This window comes from Kaistella faecalis (assembly GCF_019195395.1).
Classification (GTDB): Bacteria; Bacteroidota; Bacteroidia; order Flavobacteriales; family Weeksellaceae; genus Kaistella; species Kaistella faecalis.
On the sequence record NZ_CP078067.1, the window covers coordinates 2,441,036 to 2,459,599 of the forward strand.

General features: G+C 38.9%; 11 protein-coding genes and 1 tRNA gene. 9 read left to right on the forward strand and 3 right to left on the reverse strand.

Annotated elements, in window-relative coordinates; all coding sequences use genetic code 11:
* Window positions 1–46 precede the first annotated feature (46 nt).
* Together dnaE and KTV93_RS11490 are read left to right on the forward strand one after the other, a co-directional pair.
* Window positions 47–4,702 (forward strand): DNA polymerase III subunit alpha, encoded by a 4,656-nt coding sequence (gene dnaE / locus KTV93_RS11485; protein WP_218249106.1) that lies wholly within the window; start codon window positions 47–49, stop codon window positions 4,700–4,702.
* A 199-nt stretch (window positions 4,703–4,901) separates the two neighbouring features.
* Complete coding sequence (locus tag KTV93_RS11490) at window positions 4,902–5,558, forward strand: response regulator transcription factor (RefSeq protein ID WP_218249107.1); 657 nt, start codon at window positions 4,902–4,904, stop codon at window positions 5,556–5,558.
* Window positions 5,559–5,589: 31 nt separating this feature from the next.
* Here KTV93_RS11490 and KTV93_RS11495 read toward each other — a convergent pair whose 3' ends face one another.
* Together KTV93_RS11495 and KTV93_RS11500 are read right to left on the reverse strand one after the other, a co-directional pair.
* Window positions 5,590–5,799, reverse strand: coding sequence for a hypothetical protein (locus KTV93_RS11495; RefSeq protein ID WP_218249108.1), 210 nt, complete (start codon window positions 5,797–5,799; stop codon window positions 5,590–5,592).
* 76 nt (window positions 5,800–5,875) lie between these two features.
* Window positions 5,876–7,018, reverse strand: coding sequence for a methionine aminotransferase (locus KTV93_RS11500; protein WP_218249109.1), 1,143 nt, complete (start codon window positions 7,016–7,018; stop codon window positions 5,876–5,878).
* Window positions 7,019–7,092: 74 nt separating this feature from the next.
* Here KTV93_RS11500 and KTV93_RS11505 point away from each other — a divergent pair, with 74 nt between their 5' ends.
* Together KTV93_RS11505 and KTV93_RS11510 are read left to right on the forward strand one after the other, a co-directional pair.
* The gene (locus KTV93_RS11505; protein ID WP_218249110.1) at window positions 7,093–8,115 is read left to right on the forward strand and encodes a M28 family metallopeptidase; all 1,023 of its coding nucleotides are present in this window, start codon (window positions 7,093–7,095) and stop codon (window positions 8,113–8,115) included.
* 66 nt (window positions 8,116–8,181) lie between these two features.
* Window positions 8,182–8,253: transfer RNA gene (locus tag KTV93_RS11510), tRNA-Arg, on the forward strand.
* Window positions 8,254–8,527: 274 nt separating this feature from the next.
* Here the strand turns inward: KTV93_RS11510 and uvrA are convergent.
* Complete coding sequence (uvrA, locus tag KTV93_RS11515; RefSeq protein ID WP_218249111.1) at window positions 8,528–11,311, reverse strand: excinuclease ABC subunit UvrA; 2,784 nt, start codon at window positions 11,309–11,311, stop codon at window positions 8,528–8,530.
* A 297-nt stretch (window positions 11,312–11,608) separates the two neighbouring features.
* On the opposite strand from uvrA, the gene KTV93_RS11520 reads away from it, so the two are divergent.
* The 5 genes from KTV93_RS11520 (at window position 11,609) to KTV93_RS11540 (ending at window position 18,552) form a co-directional block, all read left to right on the forward strand.
* Complete coding sequence (locus KTV93_RS11520; protein ID WP_218249112.1) at window positions 11,609–13,417, forward strand: TonB-dependent receptor; 1,809 nt, start codon at window positions 11,609–11,611, stop codon at window positions 13,415–13,417.
* Window positions 13,418–13,498: 81 nt separating this feature from the next.
* A complete protein-coding gene (locus KTV93_RS11525; protein ID WP_218249113.1) occupies window positions 13,499–14,215 on the forward strand; it encodes a DUF2490 domain-containing protein in 717 nt (238 codons plus the stop codon).
* Window positions 14,216–14,357: 142 nt separating this feature from the next.
* Window positions 14,358–15,488 carry a DNA polymerase III subunit beta gene (gene dnaN / locus KTV93_RS11530; RefSeq protein ID WP_218249114.1) on the forward strand — a complete coding sequence of 377 codons (1,131 nt, stop codon included), beginning with the start codon at window positions 14,358–14,360 and terminating at the stop codon, window positions 15,486–15,488.
* Window positions 15,489–15,621: 133 nt separating this feature from the next.
* A complete protein-coding gene (pheT, locus tag KTV93_RS11535; protein WP_218249115.1) occupies window positions 15,622–18,024 on the forward strand; it encodes a phenylalanine--tRNA ligase subunit beta in 2,403 nt (800 codons plus the stop codon).
* Window positions 18,025–18,153: 129 nt separating this feature from the next.
* Window positions 18,154–18,552, forward strand: coding sequence for an META domain-containing protein (locus KTV93_RS11540; protein ID WP_218249116.1), 399 nt, complete (start codon window positions 18,154–18,156; stop codon window positions 18,550–18,552).
* Window positions 18,553–18,564 lie beyond the last annotated feature (12 nt).

Genomic DNA, 18,564 nt, shown 5'->3' on the forward strand with positions numbered 1-18,564 from the left:
TTGTAAAGATATTTTACCCTAATTTTACCGAAATTCTTCAGTAAAAATGTATTTGATTTTCGATACCGAGACTACGGGTTTACCTAAAAATTTCAACGCACCGCTTACCGATTCCGACAATTGGCCCAGGATGGTTCAGATTGCCTGGCAACTGCATGACCGTGATGGTAATTTGATTGAAAATCAGGATTACATTATTAAACCCGAAGGTTACGATATCCCTTTTAACGCGACAAGAATTCACGGGATTTCCACCAAAATGGCAAAGGAAGAAGGCCGGGATTTGGCGGATGTGCTGGCCGAATTTAATCAGGTGTTGCAGAAAGCTGAAGTCGTTGCCGGGCATAATATCGATTTCGATTACAAAATTGCTGGTGCAGAATTTCACAGGAAGAATACTGAAAATATATTGCAGAAAATCCCCTCCGCGGATACTATGGAACTGGGAACAGATTTCTGTAAATTGGGTGGCGGAAGAAACGGCAGATACAAGTCTCCCAAACTCGAGGAACTTTACGAAAAACTTTACGGTGAAAAATTTGATGAAGCTCATAATGCCGCTGCCGACGTAAATGCGACTGCTCAAGTATTTTTTGAAATGATGCGTATCGGTATTATTCCTGCCGAAAATCTCAAAATATCAGAGGCGCAACTTCAGGATTTTATCTCAACTCATCCAAATCCGTTTCCGCCATTTGGAATCATCATCCGCAGGCAGGTTGCCGACTCGAAAAATAAGAAAAAAATTGATTTTGGGGATACTGATGAAATCGAAATTGGTGATTATTTTAATTTTCATAATCACAGCATTTACTCCTCACTGCAGGCGTCAACACATATTTCAGACCTTGTCAAAAAAGCGTTGGCCAATAATTTTTCTGCTGTAGGACTGGTAGATTTGGGGAATATGATGGGCGCTTTCAAGTTTGTTTCCGAAGTGGAAAAAGCCAATGCAAACATCAAAAAAACATACAAAGAATTCGAAGAGAAAAAAGTAAAAGCAGAGGAAGAAGGACAGCAGTTTAGTGACCCTGAGCCAAGAAAGGAACCGCTCATACCGGTAATCGGATGCGAATTTTATATTTCCGACAGGCCCGAGCAGAAGCAGTTTACCAAAGATGATCCCGACCGCAGGACCAATGTGGTTTTACTTGCGAAAAATTTTAACGGATATAAAAATCTGGCAAAACTTTCGAGTTTGGGTTATGTAAATGGGTTTTATTTTGGTGTCCCGCGGATCTCACGAAAGATGATTGCTGAGTTTAAAGATGATCTGATTGCGCTTACTGCCGGAACTTTGGGCGATATTCCCAATACTGTTCTGGAATTTGGTGAGCAGAAGGGAGAGGAACTTTTCAAATGGTGGAAAGATACTTTTGCAGAAGATTTCTATGTGCAGATCCAGAACCATCAGGTGGAAGAGGAAGAACATTTAAATGAAGTACTGCTTGAATTTGCAGAAAAATACGATGTGAAAATTCTGGCTCAGAATGAAACCTTCTACACCGAAAAAGCCGATGCCAATATTCAGGATATTTTATACTGTATCAAAGATGGTGAAAAACTGTCTTCACCTGTGGGGAAAGGTTTTGGTAAAAGAAGAGGTTTGCCGTCCACAGAATTTTATATCAAAAATGCTGATGAACTGAAACAGACTTTTATCCAGTTTCCTGATGCGTTTGAGGCTTACACTGAATTTTTGGCCAAGTTCGAACCTTATACCTTAAAACGTGATGTACTGCTTCCAGAGTTTGATATTCCCGAAGAATTCTTAAGCGACGAAGATAAGATAGATGGCGGAAAACGTGGTGAAAACGCTTATCTTAGACATTTAACCTACGAAGGTGCTGCAAAAAGATATGGTGAAGTAACTGAGGAGATCATAGAAAGGCTGGATTTTGAACTTGAAGTTATTGCCAATACGGGGTATCCGGGGTACTTTCTTATTGTACAGGATTTCTGCAACGAAGCCCGTAAAATGGGCGTATGGGTTGGTCCCGGCCGGGGTTCTGCAGCCGGTTCTGCGGTAGCGTATTGTACAGGAATCACCAATGTAGATCCTATTAAATATGATTTGCTATTTGAGCGTTTTCTTAATCCTGAAAGAATTTCAATGCCGGATATCGATATCGATTTCGATGACGAAGGACGCGATAAAATCATCAAATGGGTGGTTGAAAAATACGGCAAGACGAATGTTGCGCAGATTATCACCTACTCGGTTCTGGGCGGGAAATCAGCCATTAAAGATGCAGGAAGGGTTCTGGATCTTTCAATTCCGGAAACCAACAACATCGCCAAACTGATCCCTCCAAGTCCAGGGATGAATATCGCGAAAGCTTTTTCTAAATTTGATAAATTAAGTCCTGAAGACAAAGTACTTGCACAGGAAATGAAAGATATCCTGGAGAATAAGCAGGATTCAAGATTTGGAGTGCTTTCCGCTGCACAGCGAATGGAAGGTTGTATCAGAAATACAGGAATTCATGCCTGTGGGGTAATTATTACTCCGGAAGATATTTCGAACCTTGTCCCCATTACCATTGCGGCAAAAGATCCCGATATTCTGGTTTCGCAGTTCGATAACTCTGTAGCCGAAAGTGCCGGTTTGCTTAAAATGGATTTCCTTGGTTTGCGGACTTTAACCATCATTAAGCACGCTATCAAACTTATCAAAGAAAGACACCAGGTTGATATTAATCCTGATGAAATTCCGCTTGATGACCTTAAGACTTATCAGCTGTTTCAGGAAGGAAGAACGATTGGAATTTTCCAGTATGAAAGTCCCGGGATGCAGAAATACATGCGCGAACTTAAACCGACACAGTTTGCAGATTTAATCGCCATGAACGCGCTGTACAGACCGGGTCCAATAAAATACATCCCGAATTTCATCAACAGGAAGAATAAACTCGAAGAAACAGTTTACGATCTGAAGGAAACCGAAGAATTCCTCGCAGAAACGTATGGAATTACGGTATATCAGGAGCAGGTAATGCTTCTTTCCCAAAAACTGGCCAACTTTACCAAAGGAGAAGCCGATACGCTGAGAAAAGCGATGGGTAAAAAGGACCGCGCCACGCTCGATAAAATGTATCCGAAATTTATCGAAGAAGGGGAGAAAAACAATCTCGCGATCGATAAACTCAATAAAATCTGGAAAGACTGGGAAGCTTTTGCCGAATATGCCTTCAACAAATCCCACTCCACCTGTTATGCGCTGATTGCTTATCAAACCGCTTATCTGAAAGCCAATTACCCGGCAGAATATATGGCGAGTGTAATGACCAATAACCTGAACAATACAAAGCAGATAACCATGTTTATGGAGGACTGCAAAAGTATTGGGGTAGATGTTTTGGGACCTTCTGTAAACGAATCACAGTACGAATTTTCGGTGAACGAAAAAGGACAGATCCGTTTTGGCCTTGGCGCGATTAAAGGAATTGGGGAAGGACCGAGTGAAGCCATCGTGAACACAAGAAAGGCCGGAAGATTCAAAAATATTTATGATTTCTTCGAAAAGATTCCGTCGTCACAGATGAACAAAAGAGTAGCGGAAAGTTTAGTGGTGGCAGGAGCTTTCGATGAGGTCGACCGTTATCACCGTGCTCAATATTTCGATATTGATATCTCCGGAAAAACAAATATTGAAAGACTTCTGCGTTACGGGCAGAGTTTTCAGGACAATATCAACGAGATCGAAAATTCACTTTTTGCCGATTTTGCTGATGAAGTAAAAATAGAACAGCCAAAAATAAATCCGGCTCCGGAGTGGCAAAGCATGCATAAACTCAACAAGGAAAAGGAAATTATCGGATTTTATCTCTCTGCGCATCCGCTGGACGAGTACAAATTTCAGTATCAGTTCATTCAGGGTGCTTTAGGAAAAAAAGAAATTCTGGAAGGTAAAAAAGACGATGTTGCTGAACTTGAAAAAATAATTCTACCGGTTGAACTTGCAGATGTAGCTGACGTTGATGATGAGTTAATCGATATTCCCGCCGATATTTTAAGCGGCGAAGAAGAAACTTTGATTGAAGAGCCTTCGAAAAAAGCAGAACCTAAGGGAAGTTTTAATTTCCTGAATCTTGATGAGGTTGAAGCCTTTAAAGATTCTGTTTTTGCCAATCAGCAGCCAGATCTGTTCAGTGATGAAAAATTGAGCTGGAAGGAAAAACAGGCGCAGAAAAATAATTCTCCTGAATATATGGTCGCAGGGTTGGTGACCGAATACAGCGTGCGCGATGGTAAAAACAGCGGCGAGAAAATAGCATTCATTACTCTGGAAGATTACAGCGGGAGTTACGGTTTCCGCCTTGGTGACCGCGATTATATGAGATTGAGAGATAAAATTGATGTGCAGCGTTTTGTGATCTTTAAAATTAAATTTTCTCAGGGTAAAGACGGAAGAGTCTTCGTAAATGTCGCTGAGGTCATCGATCTGAAAGATGCTTTTGAGAAATTTGCAAAGAAAATGACCGTCGTTGTTAATCTGCAGGATTTGCGAAGGGAAGATATTGACTTCTTCAAAGCGAATTTTATCGAAAATCAGGGCGAGCAAAAACTGAACTTTTTTGTAAAGAACCCCGAAGATCAGTCGACAATTGAATTGATGTCGATGAAGGCACATGTGGAAATAAACGGTGACCTGCTCGAGATTATTCACGATATGCAGAAATATGAGGTTTTCCTGAACTAATTTTAATAGCCCATAGAAAAATATTGTAGAATTTTTTGATATTGAAACAGCATCTTAGGTGCTGTTTTTTTATGTGTTTGAGGGTGTTTCCTAGAAATTGACTTGATGTTAAGGTGTTGATAGTGAATTACTTTGGGTGATTTCACGGTATTGTTTCTCAATGAAAACATGTATATTCGTAATCCTAAACACAAATCATATGAAAACTGAAATTATTCTTTTTGACAATCATTTTCTGTATTTACAAGCGTTGTGTTGTCTGTTGGATAAAAAAGGATTCGACAAAAAATACAATTATCAATATACAGTAAATCCAGATGAGTTAGAGAATTTAGTAAGTGAAAAATCAGAAATTGCGGTGCTGAATATTTTAGGATTAAGTACCAACGACGCTTTCACTTTAGTTGAACAGTTAATGACTGTAAATCCTGAACTGAAAATCATCATTCTGACACCGAATCCTGATGTGAAAGTCATCAAGAAATTCTTCGATAAGGGCGTAAAGTCTGTCCTGAGCAGAGATACCGATGCCGCACTATTTATCACGGCATTAAATGAAGTAATCGCCGGCAATGTTTTTATAAGCGACGAAACTAAGAATTCGCTTTATAACTTCATTTGTAATCTTGAGGATCCTAATGAAAAAAAATTCGGAGTAATAGAAGAACTTACCGGGAGAGAGAAAGAAGTACTAGAGTTGATTTGCGAAGGATTACGCACTAAAGATATTGCCGATAAACTTTTTATAAGCATCCACACCGTAGAGTCGCACCGCCGGAAAATTATGTCTAAACTCGATGTACGGAATTCATCCATGCTGGTGAAATTTGCGGTAGACAATCACTTGGTTAATTAAAAAAAAGCCACCGTAATTGGTGGTTTTTAATTTATGCTGCTTTCTTTGTAGCTTTTTTCTCTGCAGAATGGTCACCTTTACAGTCTTTGTGATTCTTCATATCGCAGTTTTGGACTGTCTTTTTAGCATCCATCTTACATTCTTTGGAATCTTTGCCTGCGCAGCAGGATTTTTTGGGAGTTTCCTGGGCAAATCCCAAAGTGAAAGCACTTATCGCCAATACCGAAAAAATTTTCTTCATATTGTTCTGGTTTTTATTTGTTTAGAGATACGAATATATGAATATTTTGGAATAAGGAAGCGCGAAACTACTATCTTTAACTTAAAGTTCTTTTGAGAATTTCTGCTGCTTTCAGAATTGTTTCCTCTTTTTTTGCAAAGCAGAACCGCACTCGTCCGTAATTTGTAGGTTCGTGATAAAATGCGGATACAGGAATTGTCGCCACCTTCGAATGCGTCGTCAGCCAAACTGCAAATTCTTTTTCGGTTTTTGATGATATCTTTTCATAGTTCATAATCTGGAAATATCCGGCTTCAGCTTTTTCAGTGATTGAAAATGGCAGATCTTTAAAACAATCAATAAAAAAATCTCTTTTTTGCTGCATAAACCTTCGGTTTTCTTCTACATCAAAGATTTCTAAATATTTCGCAATTGCATATTGAGCCGGCGAATTAACACTGAAACTTAAATACTGGTGAACCCGCCGGTACGCCTTAGAAAGTTCTTCTGAAGCTAACACATATCCAATCTTCCAACCCGTGATATGAAACATCTTACCGAAGGAAAAAATACTGAAACATTTTTCCTTTAAAACAGGGTGATGAAATGCGCTGTAAAATTCATGCTGGTCATACGTAAGAAGGTCATAAACTTCGTCGGAAATTAGAATAATATCGGTGTTTACGATAATTTTTGATAACTCATCCCAGTCTTCTTTTTTCCAGATTTTCCCGGAAGGGTTGTGCGGAGAATTAATGATGATTGCGCGTGTTTTGAGACTGATAACCTGTTTCAGTGCTTCAAAATCGACATCGAAATTATCTTTAAGATTTACGTAAACTGGAATTCCGCCGTTAACTTCTATTGCCGGGACATAAGAATCGTAGCAGGGCTCCAAAACTATAACTTCATCACCAAAGTTTACAATCGCTGCAAGAGCCGTGTAAATCGCATAACTGGCGCCTGGCGAAACCGTAATGTGTTCTTTCGCTACGTCAATTGGATTCCTTCTGTTTCGGTTAAATTCGGTTAACTGTTCAATAAGCATTGGTAAACCTGCCATCGGAGCATACTGATTGAAATTTTTTTCCGTTCCTTCCCCCAGAAGTCTTTTCAGGCGCACATCAATCTCATAATCGGGAAAACCCTGGGATAGGTTAACCGCGTCGTGTTGCTGTGCCAGAGCCGACATTTCTGAGAAAATCGTAAGGTCGCTGCCCGAATGTTTTCTTTTAATCATACTCAAATTTATAATAATTGTTTTATAATCGGATCTGAAAAAAAATGCTATTTTTAAACTTTACAAAATTATTTATGAAAAACATTCTTATTCCGCTATTTTCAGTGGTTTTATTAACCAGTTGTGCGACTGTTAACTATTCCTACGATGGCAGGGCTTTTAAAAATTCATTACAGTCTATTACCCAGGACGATCTGAAGAAAAACCTTTATGTAATTGCTTCCGACGAAATGGAGGGACGTAATACAGGCAGCGCAGGACAGAAAAAAGCCGGCGAGTACATCATCAGACAGTATCGCGAAATGGGCGTATCACATCCAACGCCGATGAGTTCTTACTATCAAAATGTTCCTGCAGAATTTATGAATGCCAAAAGCAGAGGCAAAAGTCTTCCTGACTCAGAAAATATTCTGGCATTTATAGAAGGAAGCGAAAAACCCAATGAGGTTATTGTGATTTCTGCTCACTACGATCATGTTGGAACGCAGAATGGAGTGGTTTATAACGGTGCAGATGACGACGGAAGCGGTACAGTAGCAGTGATGGAGATTGCAGAAGCTTTCCAGAATGCGAAAAAATCAGGACATGGCCCGAAGAGATCTATGCTGTTTTTACATGTAACAGGAGAAGAACACGGGTTGCTGGGTTCTGATTACTACTCGCAAAATCCGGTTTTTCCTTTAGCGAATACAGTTTCGAATCTTAATATCGATATGATCGGGAGATGTGATCCTGAAAATTGCGGAAAGGATTATGTGTATGTCATCGGGTCGGCAATGTTGAGTACAGAATTAAAGGCGATAAATGAAGCAGCCAATAACAAAACGGCCAAAATGCTTCTTAACTACAAATACGACCAGCCGAATGATCCGCAAAGGCTTTATTACAGATCAGATCATTATAATTTTGCGAAGCACAATATTCCGGTAGCGTTTTTCTTTGACGGAATTCACGAAGATTATCACAAACCTACTGATGATGCAGATAAAATAGATTACGAAGCATTGCAGAAGCGCACCCAGCTGGTTTTCGCCACTGCCTGGGAACTGGCAAACCGAAAAGACCGTATTGTGGTTGACGGTAAAAATGACCGTTAAAATTTTATCTCAAAAAATAATCCGTTGCTTTTGCAGCGGATTTTTGTTTTTGTAAATTTGGTTTCCGGCTCCATAGTTCAACGGATAGAATAGAAGTTTCCTAAACTTTAGATCCAAGTTCGATTCTTGGTGGAGTCACTTTACGGAAATAAGAGAATCCGCTCTTTAGGAACGGATTCAATAGATAAATCTCATTTTTTTTTAATTAGACAACAACAAAAAAGAGAAGCCGACGGTGCTTCTCTTAAATTTTTATATCAATTTAATGGTATTTCTGTGAGTGTTGAAAAAGATAAGTGCTCTCATTTCAATCTTATTTCAGAGTAAATGTAGCAATTATTATGACACGCAATATAAACTTAATGTTAAAATTCACAGCTTATCCACATTTTTTTGTGGATAACCATCTAGTTTAAAGCTTTTCCAGCAAAAATTTACCGGTATGTGACTTTTTATTTTTCACCAATTCTTCAGGCGTTCCCGCAAAAACAACTTCGCCGCCGTATTTTCCAGCTTCCGGACCAATGTCAATAATAAAGTCTGCAGATTTAATAATATCCGGTTGATGTTCAATAACGATAACCGAATGTCCCAGTTCAATGAGCGCCTGAAGTGAAGTAAGCAGTTTGTTGATATCATGAAAATGAAGTCCGGTAGAAGGTTCATCGAAAATAAACAGTGTTTTTTCGGTTGTAACGCCTTTCACCAGGAACGATGCAAGTTTTACACGCTGCGCCTCGCCGCCGGAAAGGGTAGAAGAACTTTGCCCAAGCTGCAGATATCCCAAACCAACTTCCTGCAACGGTTTTAGTTTGGTTACGATTTTCGCTTCATTGTTTTCGGTGAAAAACTCCAGCGCTTCGTCTACCGTCATGTGCAGAATGTCGGAGATGTTTTTTTCATCGAACTTAATGTCCAGGATTTCATTTTTAAAACGGGATCCTTTACAGGTTTCACATTCCAAATCAATATCGGCCATAAACTGCATGGAAACAGTAATTACGCCTTCTCCTTTACAATCATCACATCTTCCGCCGTCAACATTGAAGGAGAAATGTTTGGGTTTCAGCCCCTGAACTTTCGCTAATTTTTGCTTTGAAAAAAGATCACGGATATCGTCGTAAGCTTTCAGATAAGTAACCGGATTTGAACGTGAAGATTTACCGATCGGGTTTTGATCAATCAGTTCGATATTTTTAATGAGTTTTTTTGGAAAGTCCACCGAATCGTAATCTCCTTTTTTGCCTCCCATCCCAAGCTGGATTTGAATTTCGTTAGTAAGGATTTCTTTCATTAAAGTAGATTTCCCGGAGCCTGATACTCCCGAAATCACCACGAGATTTTCCAGCGGAATATCAATATCAATGTTTTTCAGATTGTTTTGTCTGGCACCTTTGATCTGGATGAATTCTTTAGCGTTTCTGCGTTTTTCCGGAACTTTAATTTCCAGTTTTCCGGTAAGATATTTAGCCGTTAGTGAGTCGGAGTCTTCGAGTTCTTTAAAATCCCCCGCAAAAACCAGTTCGCCGCCAAGATATCCTGCTTCCGGGCCGATGTCGATAATGTAATCTGCAGCTCTCATCACGTCTTCATCGTGTTCCACAACAATTACGGTATTTCCCAGATCGCGAAGGTTTTTCAGAACTTCAATAAGGTTTTCAGTGTCGCGGGAGTGCAGACCAATCGACGGTTCATCAAGAATATAAATAGAACCGACAAGCGAACTTCCCAAGCTGGTCGCCAGATTAATTCTTTGGCTTTCCCCACCGGAAAGCGTGTTGGAAGTTCTGTTGAGCGTTAAATAACCCAATCCGACTTTTTCAAGAAATTCAAGTCTCGTTGTAATTTCATATAAAAGTCTTTTGGCAATTTCTGCGTCGTGGTTATTGAGATTTAAAACTTTTATCAATGGTAAAAGTTCGTCCAATGGCAAATCGATCATCGATTGGATGTTGTGTCCGTCGATTTTTACCCATTTTGTCTCTTCACGCAAACGCAAACCTTCGCAGGTTGGACAAAGCGTTTTTCCGCGGAATCTGGAAAGCATTACGCGGTACTGAATTTTGTAGAGATTTTCTTCCAGCATTTTGAAGAAACTGTTAATGGAAGGGAAACTTCGGCTGCCGTCGCCTTTCCATAAATAATTTTTCTGCTCCTTGGTAAGCTGATAATAGGGTTTATGAACCGGAAAATCTTTGGATTTTTTAATGAAATCTTTTTTCCACTCGCTCATGCTTTCGCCCTTCCAGCTTGCTACAGCGTCTTCAAAAAGGGAAAGATTTTTATTCGGAATCACTAAATCCTCATCGATGCCGATTACTTTTCCGTAACCTTCGCATTCCGGGCAGGCGCCGTAAGGATTATTAAAGCTGAAAAAGTGTACATTCGGCTCCATGAATTCGATACCGTCGAGTTCAAATTTATTTGAAAATTCAGTAACCTTTCCGGTCTCAATATTTTTAAGCGAGCAGTAACCGTGGCCTTCATAAAACGCCATCTGTATTGAGTCTGCGAGTCTTTGCAGGAAACTTTCGTCCTCTTCATAACTGAAGCGGTCAATCACCAGGAAGATTTCCATGTCTTTTTCCGGCGTAAATCCGAAACTTTCCAGGTCTTCTATTCCTGCGACATTTCCATTGATTTCCAGTCGAGTAAAACCTGAAACTTTCAGTGTTTTGATAAGTTCCGAAAACTGAGCAATTTCAAATGTGAGCGGACTTCTTAAAAGGAAAGTCTGATTTTCAGATTTTTTAATGAAATCAATTACATCGGTTACCGAATCTTTTTTTACTTCATCACCAGAAACGGGGGAAAACGTACGGCCAACTCTGGCAAAAAAAAGTTTTAGATAATCGTAAACTTCCGTCGAAGTTCCAACGGTAGAACGCGGATTGGATGAAATAACTTTCTGCTGAATTGCGATGGATGGAGCAAGACCTTTGATGTCATCGACTTTTGGTTTCTCCAGTTTGCCTAAAAACTGCCTTGCATATGAACTTAAACTTTCCACATAGCGCCGCTGACCTTCTGCATAGATCGTGTCGAAAGCAAGCGAAGATTTTCCGCTTCCGGAGACTCCTGTAATTACAATGAGTTTGTTCTTAGGCAGCAGAACATCAATGTGTTTCAGGTTATTCAGATGTGCGTTTTTTACGAAAATCTGTTTTTTTATATCAATATCTGTAGTTGTGGTCATGACTAAAATTAAAGCGTACAAAATTACGGATTTTTAAGCGAAATAGGTAACATGCAATTCTTGTTTTAGAGGACTGAAATTTTATAAAGATTCAACTTACATTTCGCATGAAATGAATTAAAATTTCTTTTGTTCATCTTTTGCAAAGCTAATATTTGTCATGAAAATTGGCGTTTTTTATTGAAGAGTTGTGATTTATATTTGCCGCTTGTTTTGCTGAAAACAATCATTAATACTATGATTCTTGTTTTACAGGCATTATTGTTTTCATTATAAATATTGAATAATTTAATAAAATTGAAAAAAATAGTTTTAAGTATTTTGATGGCTGGTAATATTCTGCAGCTTTCTGCCCAGTCTAAGGAACGTAAAATTGAGGCAGTAACTATTCAGGGTAAATTCCTGAATCTTCCTGTAAAAAAGGTCAATGAAAACTTAACAGTGATCAGCCGCGCACAGATCGAGAATGCACCGGCAAAAAGTGTTGAGGAAGTTCTGGCGCAGTATACAGGCTTCGATATCCGACGTAGAGGCAGCAATGGCGTTCAGGCAGATATTTCTCTGCGTGGAAGCAGTTTTGAGCAGGTATTGATTCTGGTTAACGGTATCCGCATGAGTGATTCGCAAACCGGACATAATTCGATGAGTCTGCCTTTCGATCTGGCTTCAGTTGAAAGAATTGAGGTTATTAAAGGTCCATCAGCAAGAAGTTTTGGGCAAAATGCTTACGCCGGTGTTATCAACATTATTACTAAACCATCCGAAGAGGAAAGCGTAGTGATATCCGGAAGCGGTGGTGATTTTGGAAGTTATTCTTTAGGTTTAGGGGCAAACTTTGGGAGTAAGGAAGCTTCTAATTTTATTCAATTGAATACTTCCGCATCAGAAGGTTACCGTTACAATACCGATTATAAAATCAGTAATATTTATTATCAGAACGAAACGGCGCTTCAAAACGGAAAACTGAAATTTCAGGCCGGTATTCAGGAAAAGAAATTCGGGGCCAATGGTTTTTATGCTTCGCCAAGTGCAACCGACCAGTATGAAGAAACTCAGGCATCGATTGTTAGTGTAGGGCTTAATCAAAACTTCAGCAGTTTTAAATTAAATTCAAGTATTTACTGGAGAAGAGGGCAGGATATGTACGAATATATCCGAAATAAGCCTGAGATTTACAGAAATATGCACATTGGAAATAATATTGGGTTCGAGACGAACGGAACTTATCATTCCGGTCTTGGAACTACAGGTTTGGGTGTAGAGTTGAGAAAAGAATTTCTTGCGAGTAACAATTTAGGACGTCGCGAGCGTTTCATTACCCAATTTTTCATGGAGCACCATTTTTCTTTCCTCCAGAATAAACTTAATATTTCGCCTGGAATTTCATGGGCTAATTATGCCGCGGAAGGAAACTTTTTTTACCCGGGCGTAGATGTGGGATTTGATCTTACAGAGAATCATAAATTCTATGGAAATATTGCTAAAGTAAACAGGATTCCAACATTTACCGATCTTTATTATGTGAGCAAAACTGAAACAGGAAATCCCAATCTGAAACCAGAACATGCACTTGCTGCGGAATTGGGTTACCGTTATCAGAAGAATAATTTTGTAGGAAAGATAAGCGCTTTTAGGAGGGATTCGGATAATTCGATAGACTGGGTGAAGCAAAATGCAAGTGATATTTGGACAGCAGAAAATATCGGGAAAATTCTCACCAAAGGTGTTGAGATTGAAGTGAGCCAGCATTTTGATTCTATTGTGAAATCATATTCTGTAGGTTATACTTTTTTGGAAAGTAAAAGCAGCCAGCCCGAAAATCTGATGTCAAGATATGTGATGGAAAATCTTAAACATCAATTTGTAGCGAAAATGGAAAACAGGTTCTTCAGGAACTTTACCAATCAGATTATCTACCGCTATAATGAGCGGGTTACCACAGGAAGTTACCAAACACTGGATGAAAAACTCAGTTATGATTTCAGGAATTTGAATTTATACATTCTCATCAACAATATTACCAATACGGATTATACCGAAACGTTCGGAATTCCGATGCCGAAACGTTGGTTTCATATCGGTTTTACTTACAAATTAGGTATTTAAGAATAGCAGGCTGTTTATAGAAAGGATTGTTATTCTTTACATTAAGTTTTCTAAATCGTCAAAAAACCTTAATTTTGCAAAATGAAAAACAGGCTTTATTTCATCCTCATTTTACTTTTATCTCTAACGGTTAAAGCGCAGCAGGAACATATTTCAAGTTTTAATGCGGTAACGGTTACCTATAAATTTCACCCGAAATTTTTCCTTTATGCAGAAGGTCAGCTTCGCGGTATTGAAGACTACGCATACCCCGATTATTATGAAATTAAGGGCGGAATAGGCTATAATCTAACTAAGAATCATAAACCTTTTATCGGAATCGGACGCTACGGAACCTACAAAAATCACATCATGGATAAAGAAGAATTTCGGGTGTGGTTACAGGATGTGATCGATTTGAAAGCCGGGAAAGTGAAATTTGAAAACCGTTTCAGAGCTGAAAAAAGTTGGTTTTATGAACCGGTAAAAGATGTGCATTCCGACAGAATCAGGCTCAGGTATAGACTCAATATTTCGGTTCCGCTAAACGCCGAATCAGTGAAGCCCGGAACCATATTTGCCAATGCTTATGACGAAGTTTTCTTTGTGACAACGGAAAAACCACTATTTGCCCGAAACCGGGTTTTCGGAGGTTTCGGTTACCAGATCGACGAAAATTTTGGCATTGCAACGGGTTATCTCTGGCAGCGGGAATTTGCGCAGTCAGGAAACAAAAACATCCATTTTCTCTACCTCGCGCTGAACATTACAATCGATGATTCCGACGATAAAAACTACCATTTTCCGGGAGCTGATTAATGTTGATAACTTTTAAAGCATTTAATTCTTAATTGCAAAGATTGTTTCCTTTTTTTGCTTCAAATTCATATATTTGTCAAAATAATTTTTTATATGTAACGCTTGCGTTCCATTTGTCCTTTTTTAAAATAAATATATCCAAATGAAATTTATTGTTGCAAGTGGGGAATTACAGAAAGCATTGAACACCGTAAGTGGGGTGATTTCAAGTTCCCAATCAAGACCGATTCTTGAAAATTACCTGTTTGAAATCCAAGAAAACAATCTTAAAATAACCGCTTCAGATGGCGAAACCACTTTGGTAACTTCATTGGAAGTAAAATCTGACGATACCGGAAAATTTGCAGTTCCTGCCAAAATCTTTCAGGAATTTGTGAAAACTTATGGCGAACAGCCTTTAACCTTATCTGTGAAAGATTCAGAAGACGGAAACGGTTCTTTGCTCGAAATTTTAGATGAAAAAGACAACTTCGCTGTTGCCCTTGATAATGCCGAAGATTACCCGGAATTACCGGAATTCGACGCTTCGCAAAGCGTGAAAATTTCTGCAGGAGTTTTGTCTGAAGCCCTAACCAACACCCTTTTTGCAACAAGTAACGATTCTTTAAGACCTGTAATGACGGGCGTTCTGTTTCAGTTTAAAGAAGACGAAACCAACTTCGTTTCCACAGATTCTCACCGTTTGGTGGTTTATAAAAGAACAGATTTAATCAACGCTGAGCCAATAGAATTCATCATGCCGAAAAAACCTTTGGCAATTTTCAAGAATATCCTCGCGAATTCTACCGATGATGTTACCATTGAATTCAATGAAAACATGGCGAAATTTACTTTCGGAAACAATACCTGGATCTGTAGACTGATCGACGGTAAATACCCGAATTATACAGCTGTAATTCCAAAAGAAAATCCAAACGTCCTCACGATTAACAGAAATCTTCTCCTAAGTTCTATCAGAAGAGCTTCCATCATGTCGAATAAGTCGACTAATCAGGTAAGATTCAAGCTTTCCGGCAATATTCTTCATCTTCATGCAGAAGATACCGAGTATGCAAACAAAGCAGATATGCAGATTCCGTGTGATTATAACGGCGAAGATATCAACATCGGGTTCAGTTCTAAATTCCTTACCGAAATGCTTTCGGTTTTAGGTTCTGATGATATTACGATGAAAATGTCGCAACCCAACAGGCCGGGAATCATCGAACCTGTTGATGGTCTGGAAGCTGACGAAAATATTCTGATGCTTTCGATGCCGGTAATCGGAATGTAAGCTTACAACAGAAACAATATCAATTGAGATTTGAAATTTTTCAGATCTCAATTTTTTTTTAACCTGCAAAATCACGATATTTGCAAACTTATCGGGGACAAAATTCCAACCCTGAATTTCAAATTATTACCGCATGAAAATTTCGAATAACTGGCTCAGAGATTTTATAAAAACAGACCTGAAAACCGAGAAAATCGGAGAATATCTTACCGATATCGGTCTGGAAGTAGAAGGAATTGATAAATATGAAGCTGTAAAGGGAAGCCTGACAGAAATCGTAGTTGGTAAGGTCCTCACTTGCGAACAGCACCCAAATGCAGATAAACTGAAGAAAACTACAGTAGATGTAGGAAACGGAATGACCCTAAACATCGTTTGTGGTGCACCTAATGTGGCAGCTGGACAAACGGTTCCGGTAGCTGTTGTAGGAACTCTCATTTACGGAAAAGACGGAAATTCTTTTGAAATTAAAGAAGCAAAAATCCGGGGAGAAGTTTCGCAGGGAATGATTTGCGCTGAAGACGAACTTGGTTTAAGCGATGATCACGGCGGAATTATGATTTTGGATGAAACCAAATATGAAGTTGGAAAAAACTTTGCAGAATATTTCGATCTTGCGAATGACGAAGTTTTTGAAATTGGTTTAACGCCAAACAGAACGGATGCAATGTCGCATTATGGCGTTGCCAGAGATCTGAATGCATTTCTGACTTCAAATCAGATGAAAGCTGAATTTGAAAAAGTTTCATCAAAACCTCTTGATAGTGAAGGAACTACAGATTATCAGCTGGAAGTTGAAGATTCAGCTTTATGTCCGAGATATATTGGGGCGGTTATTGAAAACGTAAAAGTTGCTGAGTCCCCTGAATGGTTGAAACACCGACTGAAGGCCATTGGATTAAGTCCGATAAACAATATCGTTGATATTACAAATTATGTTCTGCATGGTTTCGGTCAGCCGCTTCATGCATTTGATGCCGGTAAAATTGCCGGTAAAAAGGTGAAGGTTGGTGTGAACGAAGCCGGGACAAAGTTTACTACTTTAGACGGTATCGAAAGAACTTTGAACGGTTCGGAAATCATGATTAAGGACGGCGACAACAATCCGATGTGTATAGCCGGGGTTTTCGGAGGGCAGAATTCAGGGGTTTCTGAAGAGACGTCGACCATCTTTTTAGAAAGTGCGTATTTTAATACGGTTGCGATTAGAAAGGGCGCAAAATTTCATGGTTTGAATACCGATGCATCTTTCCGTTTCGAGCGCGGTGTAGATCCCAACAGCACCCAAACAGCAATTTCGTACGCCATTAAGATGATTGAAGAAATTGCAGGTGGAAAATTAAGTGGTGAACTTTTAGAGCATTATCCTGAAAAAATTGAAAGCAATTATGTTATTCTACGATTTTCGAAAGTTGATCAAATTCTCGGGACCAAAATGCACAGAGAAAAAATTAAAGAAATTTTGAAATCTCTTGAAATTGAAGTTCTGAATGAAATTCAAAACGGTCTGGAAATCTCCGTTCCCGCTTACAGGGCGGATGTTACAAGAGAAATTGATGTTATTGAAGAGATTTTGAGGATTTACGGTTACAACAAAATCGATTCTCCGCAAAAAATTTCGTTTACCCCTGTGAAACTTAGTTTTGATGATCAGGATGCGCTCGAAAATTCCTGGGCCAGAACATTGCAGAGCAACGGTTTTAATGAAGTAATGAACAATTCGCTTACATCGGTAAAAGATGAAACCGATGCAGTAAAACTTCTGAATCCGCTGAGCGGCGATTTAGCATTTATGAGAAAGTCACTGTTAGAAGGACTTTTGGAAAATGCTGATTATAATATTAAAAGAAAGAATCAGGATATCAAGTTTTTTGAACTTGGGAAAATTTATCATAAAAAATCGAAATACGAAGAAAGAAAACAGCTGGCAATATTGGTTTCGGGAAGAAATACTGCTGAAAACTGGCTGCAGCCAAAATCTGCAACCGATTTCTATTATCTGAAATCTTATGTCAAAATACTTTTGGACAAACTGAATCTGAATATTGAGGAAAAACCTTTGGAAGACTCCCGCTTTTCTGATGCGCTGGAATTGGTTTCGAAAAGTAGAACTGTTGCCAGATTAGGAAAAGTTTCGCCTGAATTGCTGAAGGATGCGGACATCAGTCAGGATTGTTTTTATGCGGAAATTGAGTTGGAAGTTTGTCAGGAACTTCGTTCAAAAGGCAATTTGAAATTTGTCGACATTCCTAAATTCAACAAAATCAGAAGAGATTTGGCTTTGCTCATCGATAAAAATGTATCGTATGCAGATTTGTACAAAGCAGCGAAGAAAAATCCTTCGAAATATTTAAAGAACATCAATCTTTTTGATGTTTACGAAGGGAAGAATCTTCCTGAGAATAAAAAATCTTACGCGATGAGTTTCGAGCTTTTAAATGAGGAAAAAACTTTAGAAGAGAAAGATATTACAGAGGTGATGAATTCGCTCATCAAGACTTTCCAGAAAGAATTTTCAGCAGAATTAAGATCTTAAATGAAAATGTGAAATTATAGCTAAAAGCATCTCTCATCCGAGATGCTTTTTCTTTATCCAGGAAACAATAATTGCCCATCTTTGAGGTTAAATAAATATTATTACTTAAATTTGAGAAAATAAAAGAAGATGAAGAATGCTTTTTTAGCCGTTTTTGCGGCCGCTGCAATGGTTTCCTGTTCTACAATGTCGACCTCTAAAGTAGGAACATCACAGGTAAATATTGCGAATACGAAATGGACATTGGCTGATGAGGTGAAAGGTAAAACACCGACGCTTAATGTAGAGGCCGGTAGAATTACCGGAAATGGGGGTTGCAACAGTTATTTCGGTGATCTGACCCTGGATCCTACTGCCGGAAATTTTGCGGTGAAAAATGTGGGAGCTACCAAAATGGCCTGCCCAAATATGGAGGTTGAAAGTAACTATTTCAGTATGCTGAACGAAGCAACCAAATACGTGGTAAACGGCAATACGCTGGAACTTTATAAAGGAAATCTTCTTTTGCTGAAATTTATCAAACAGTAAATAATTGCAACA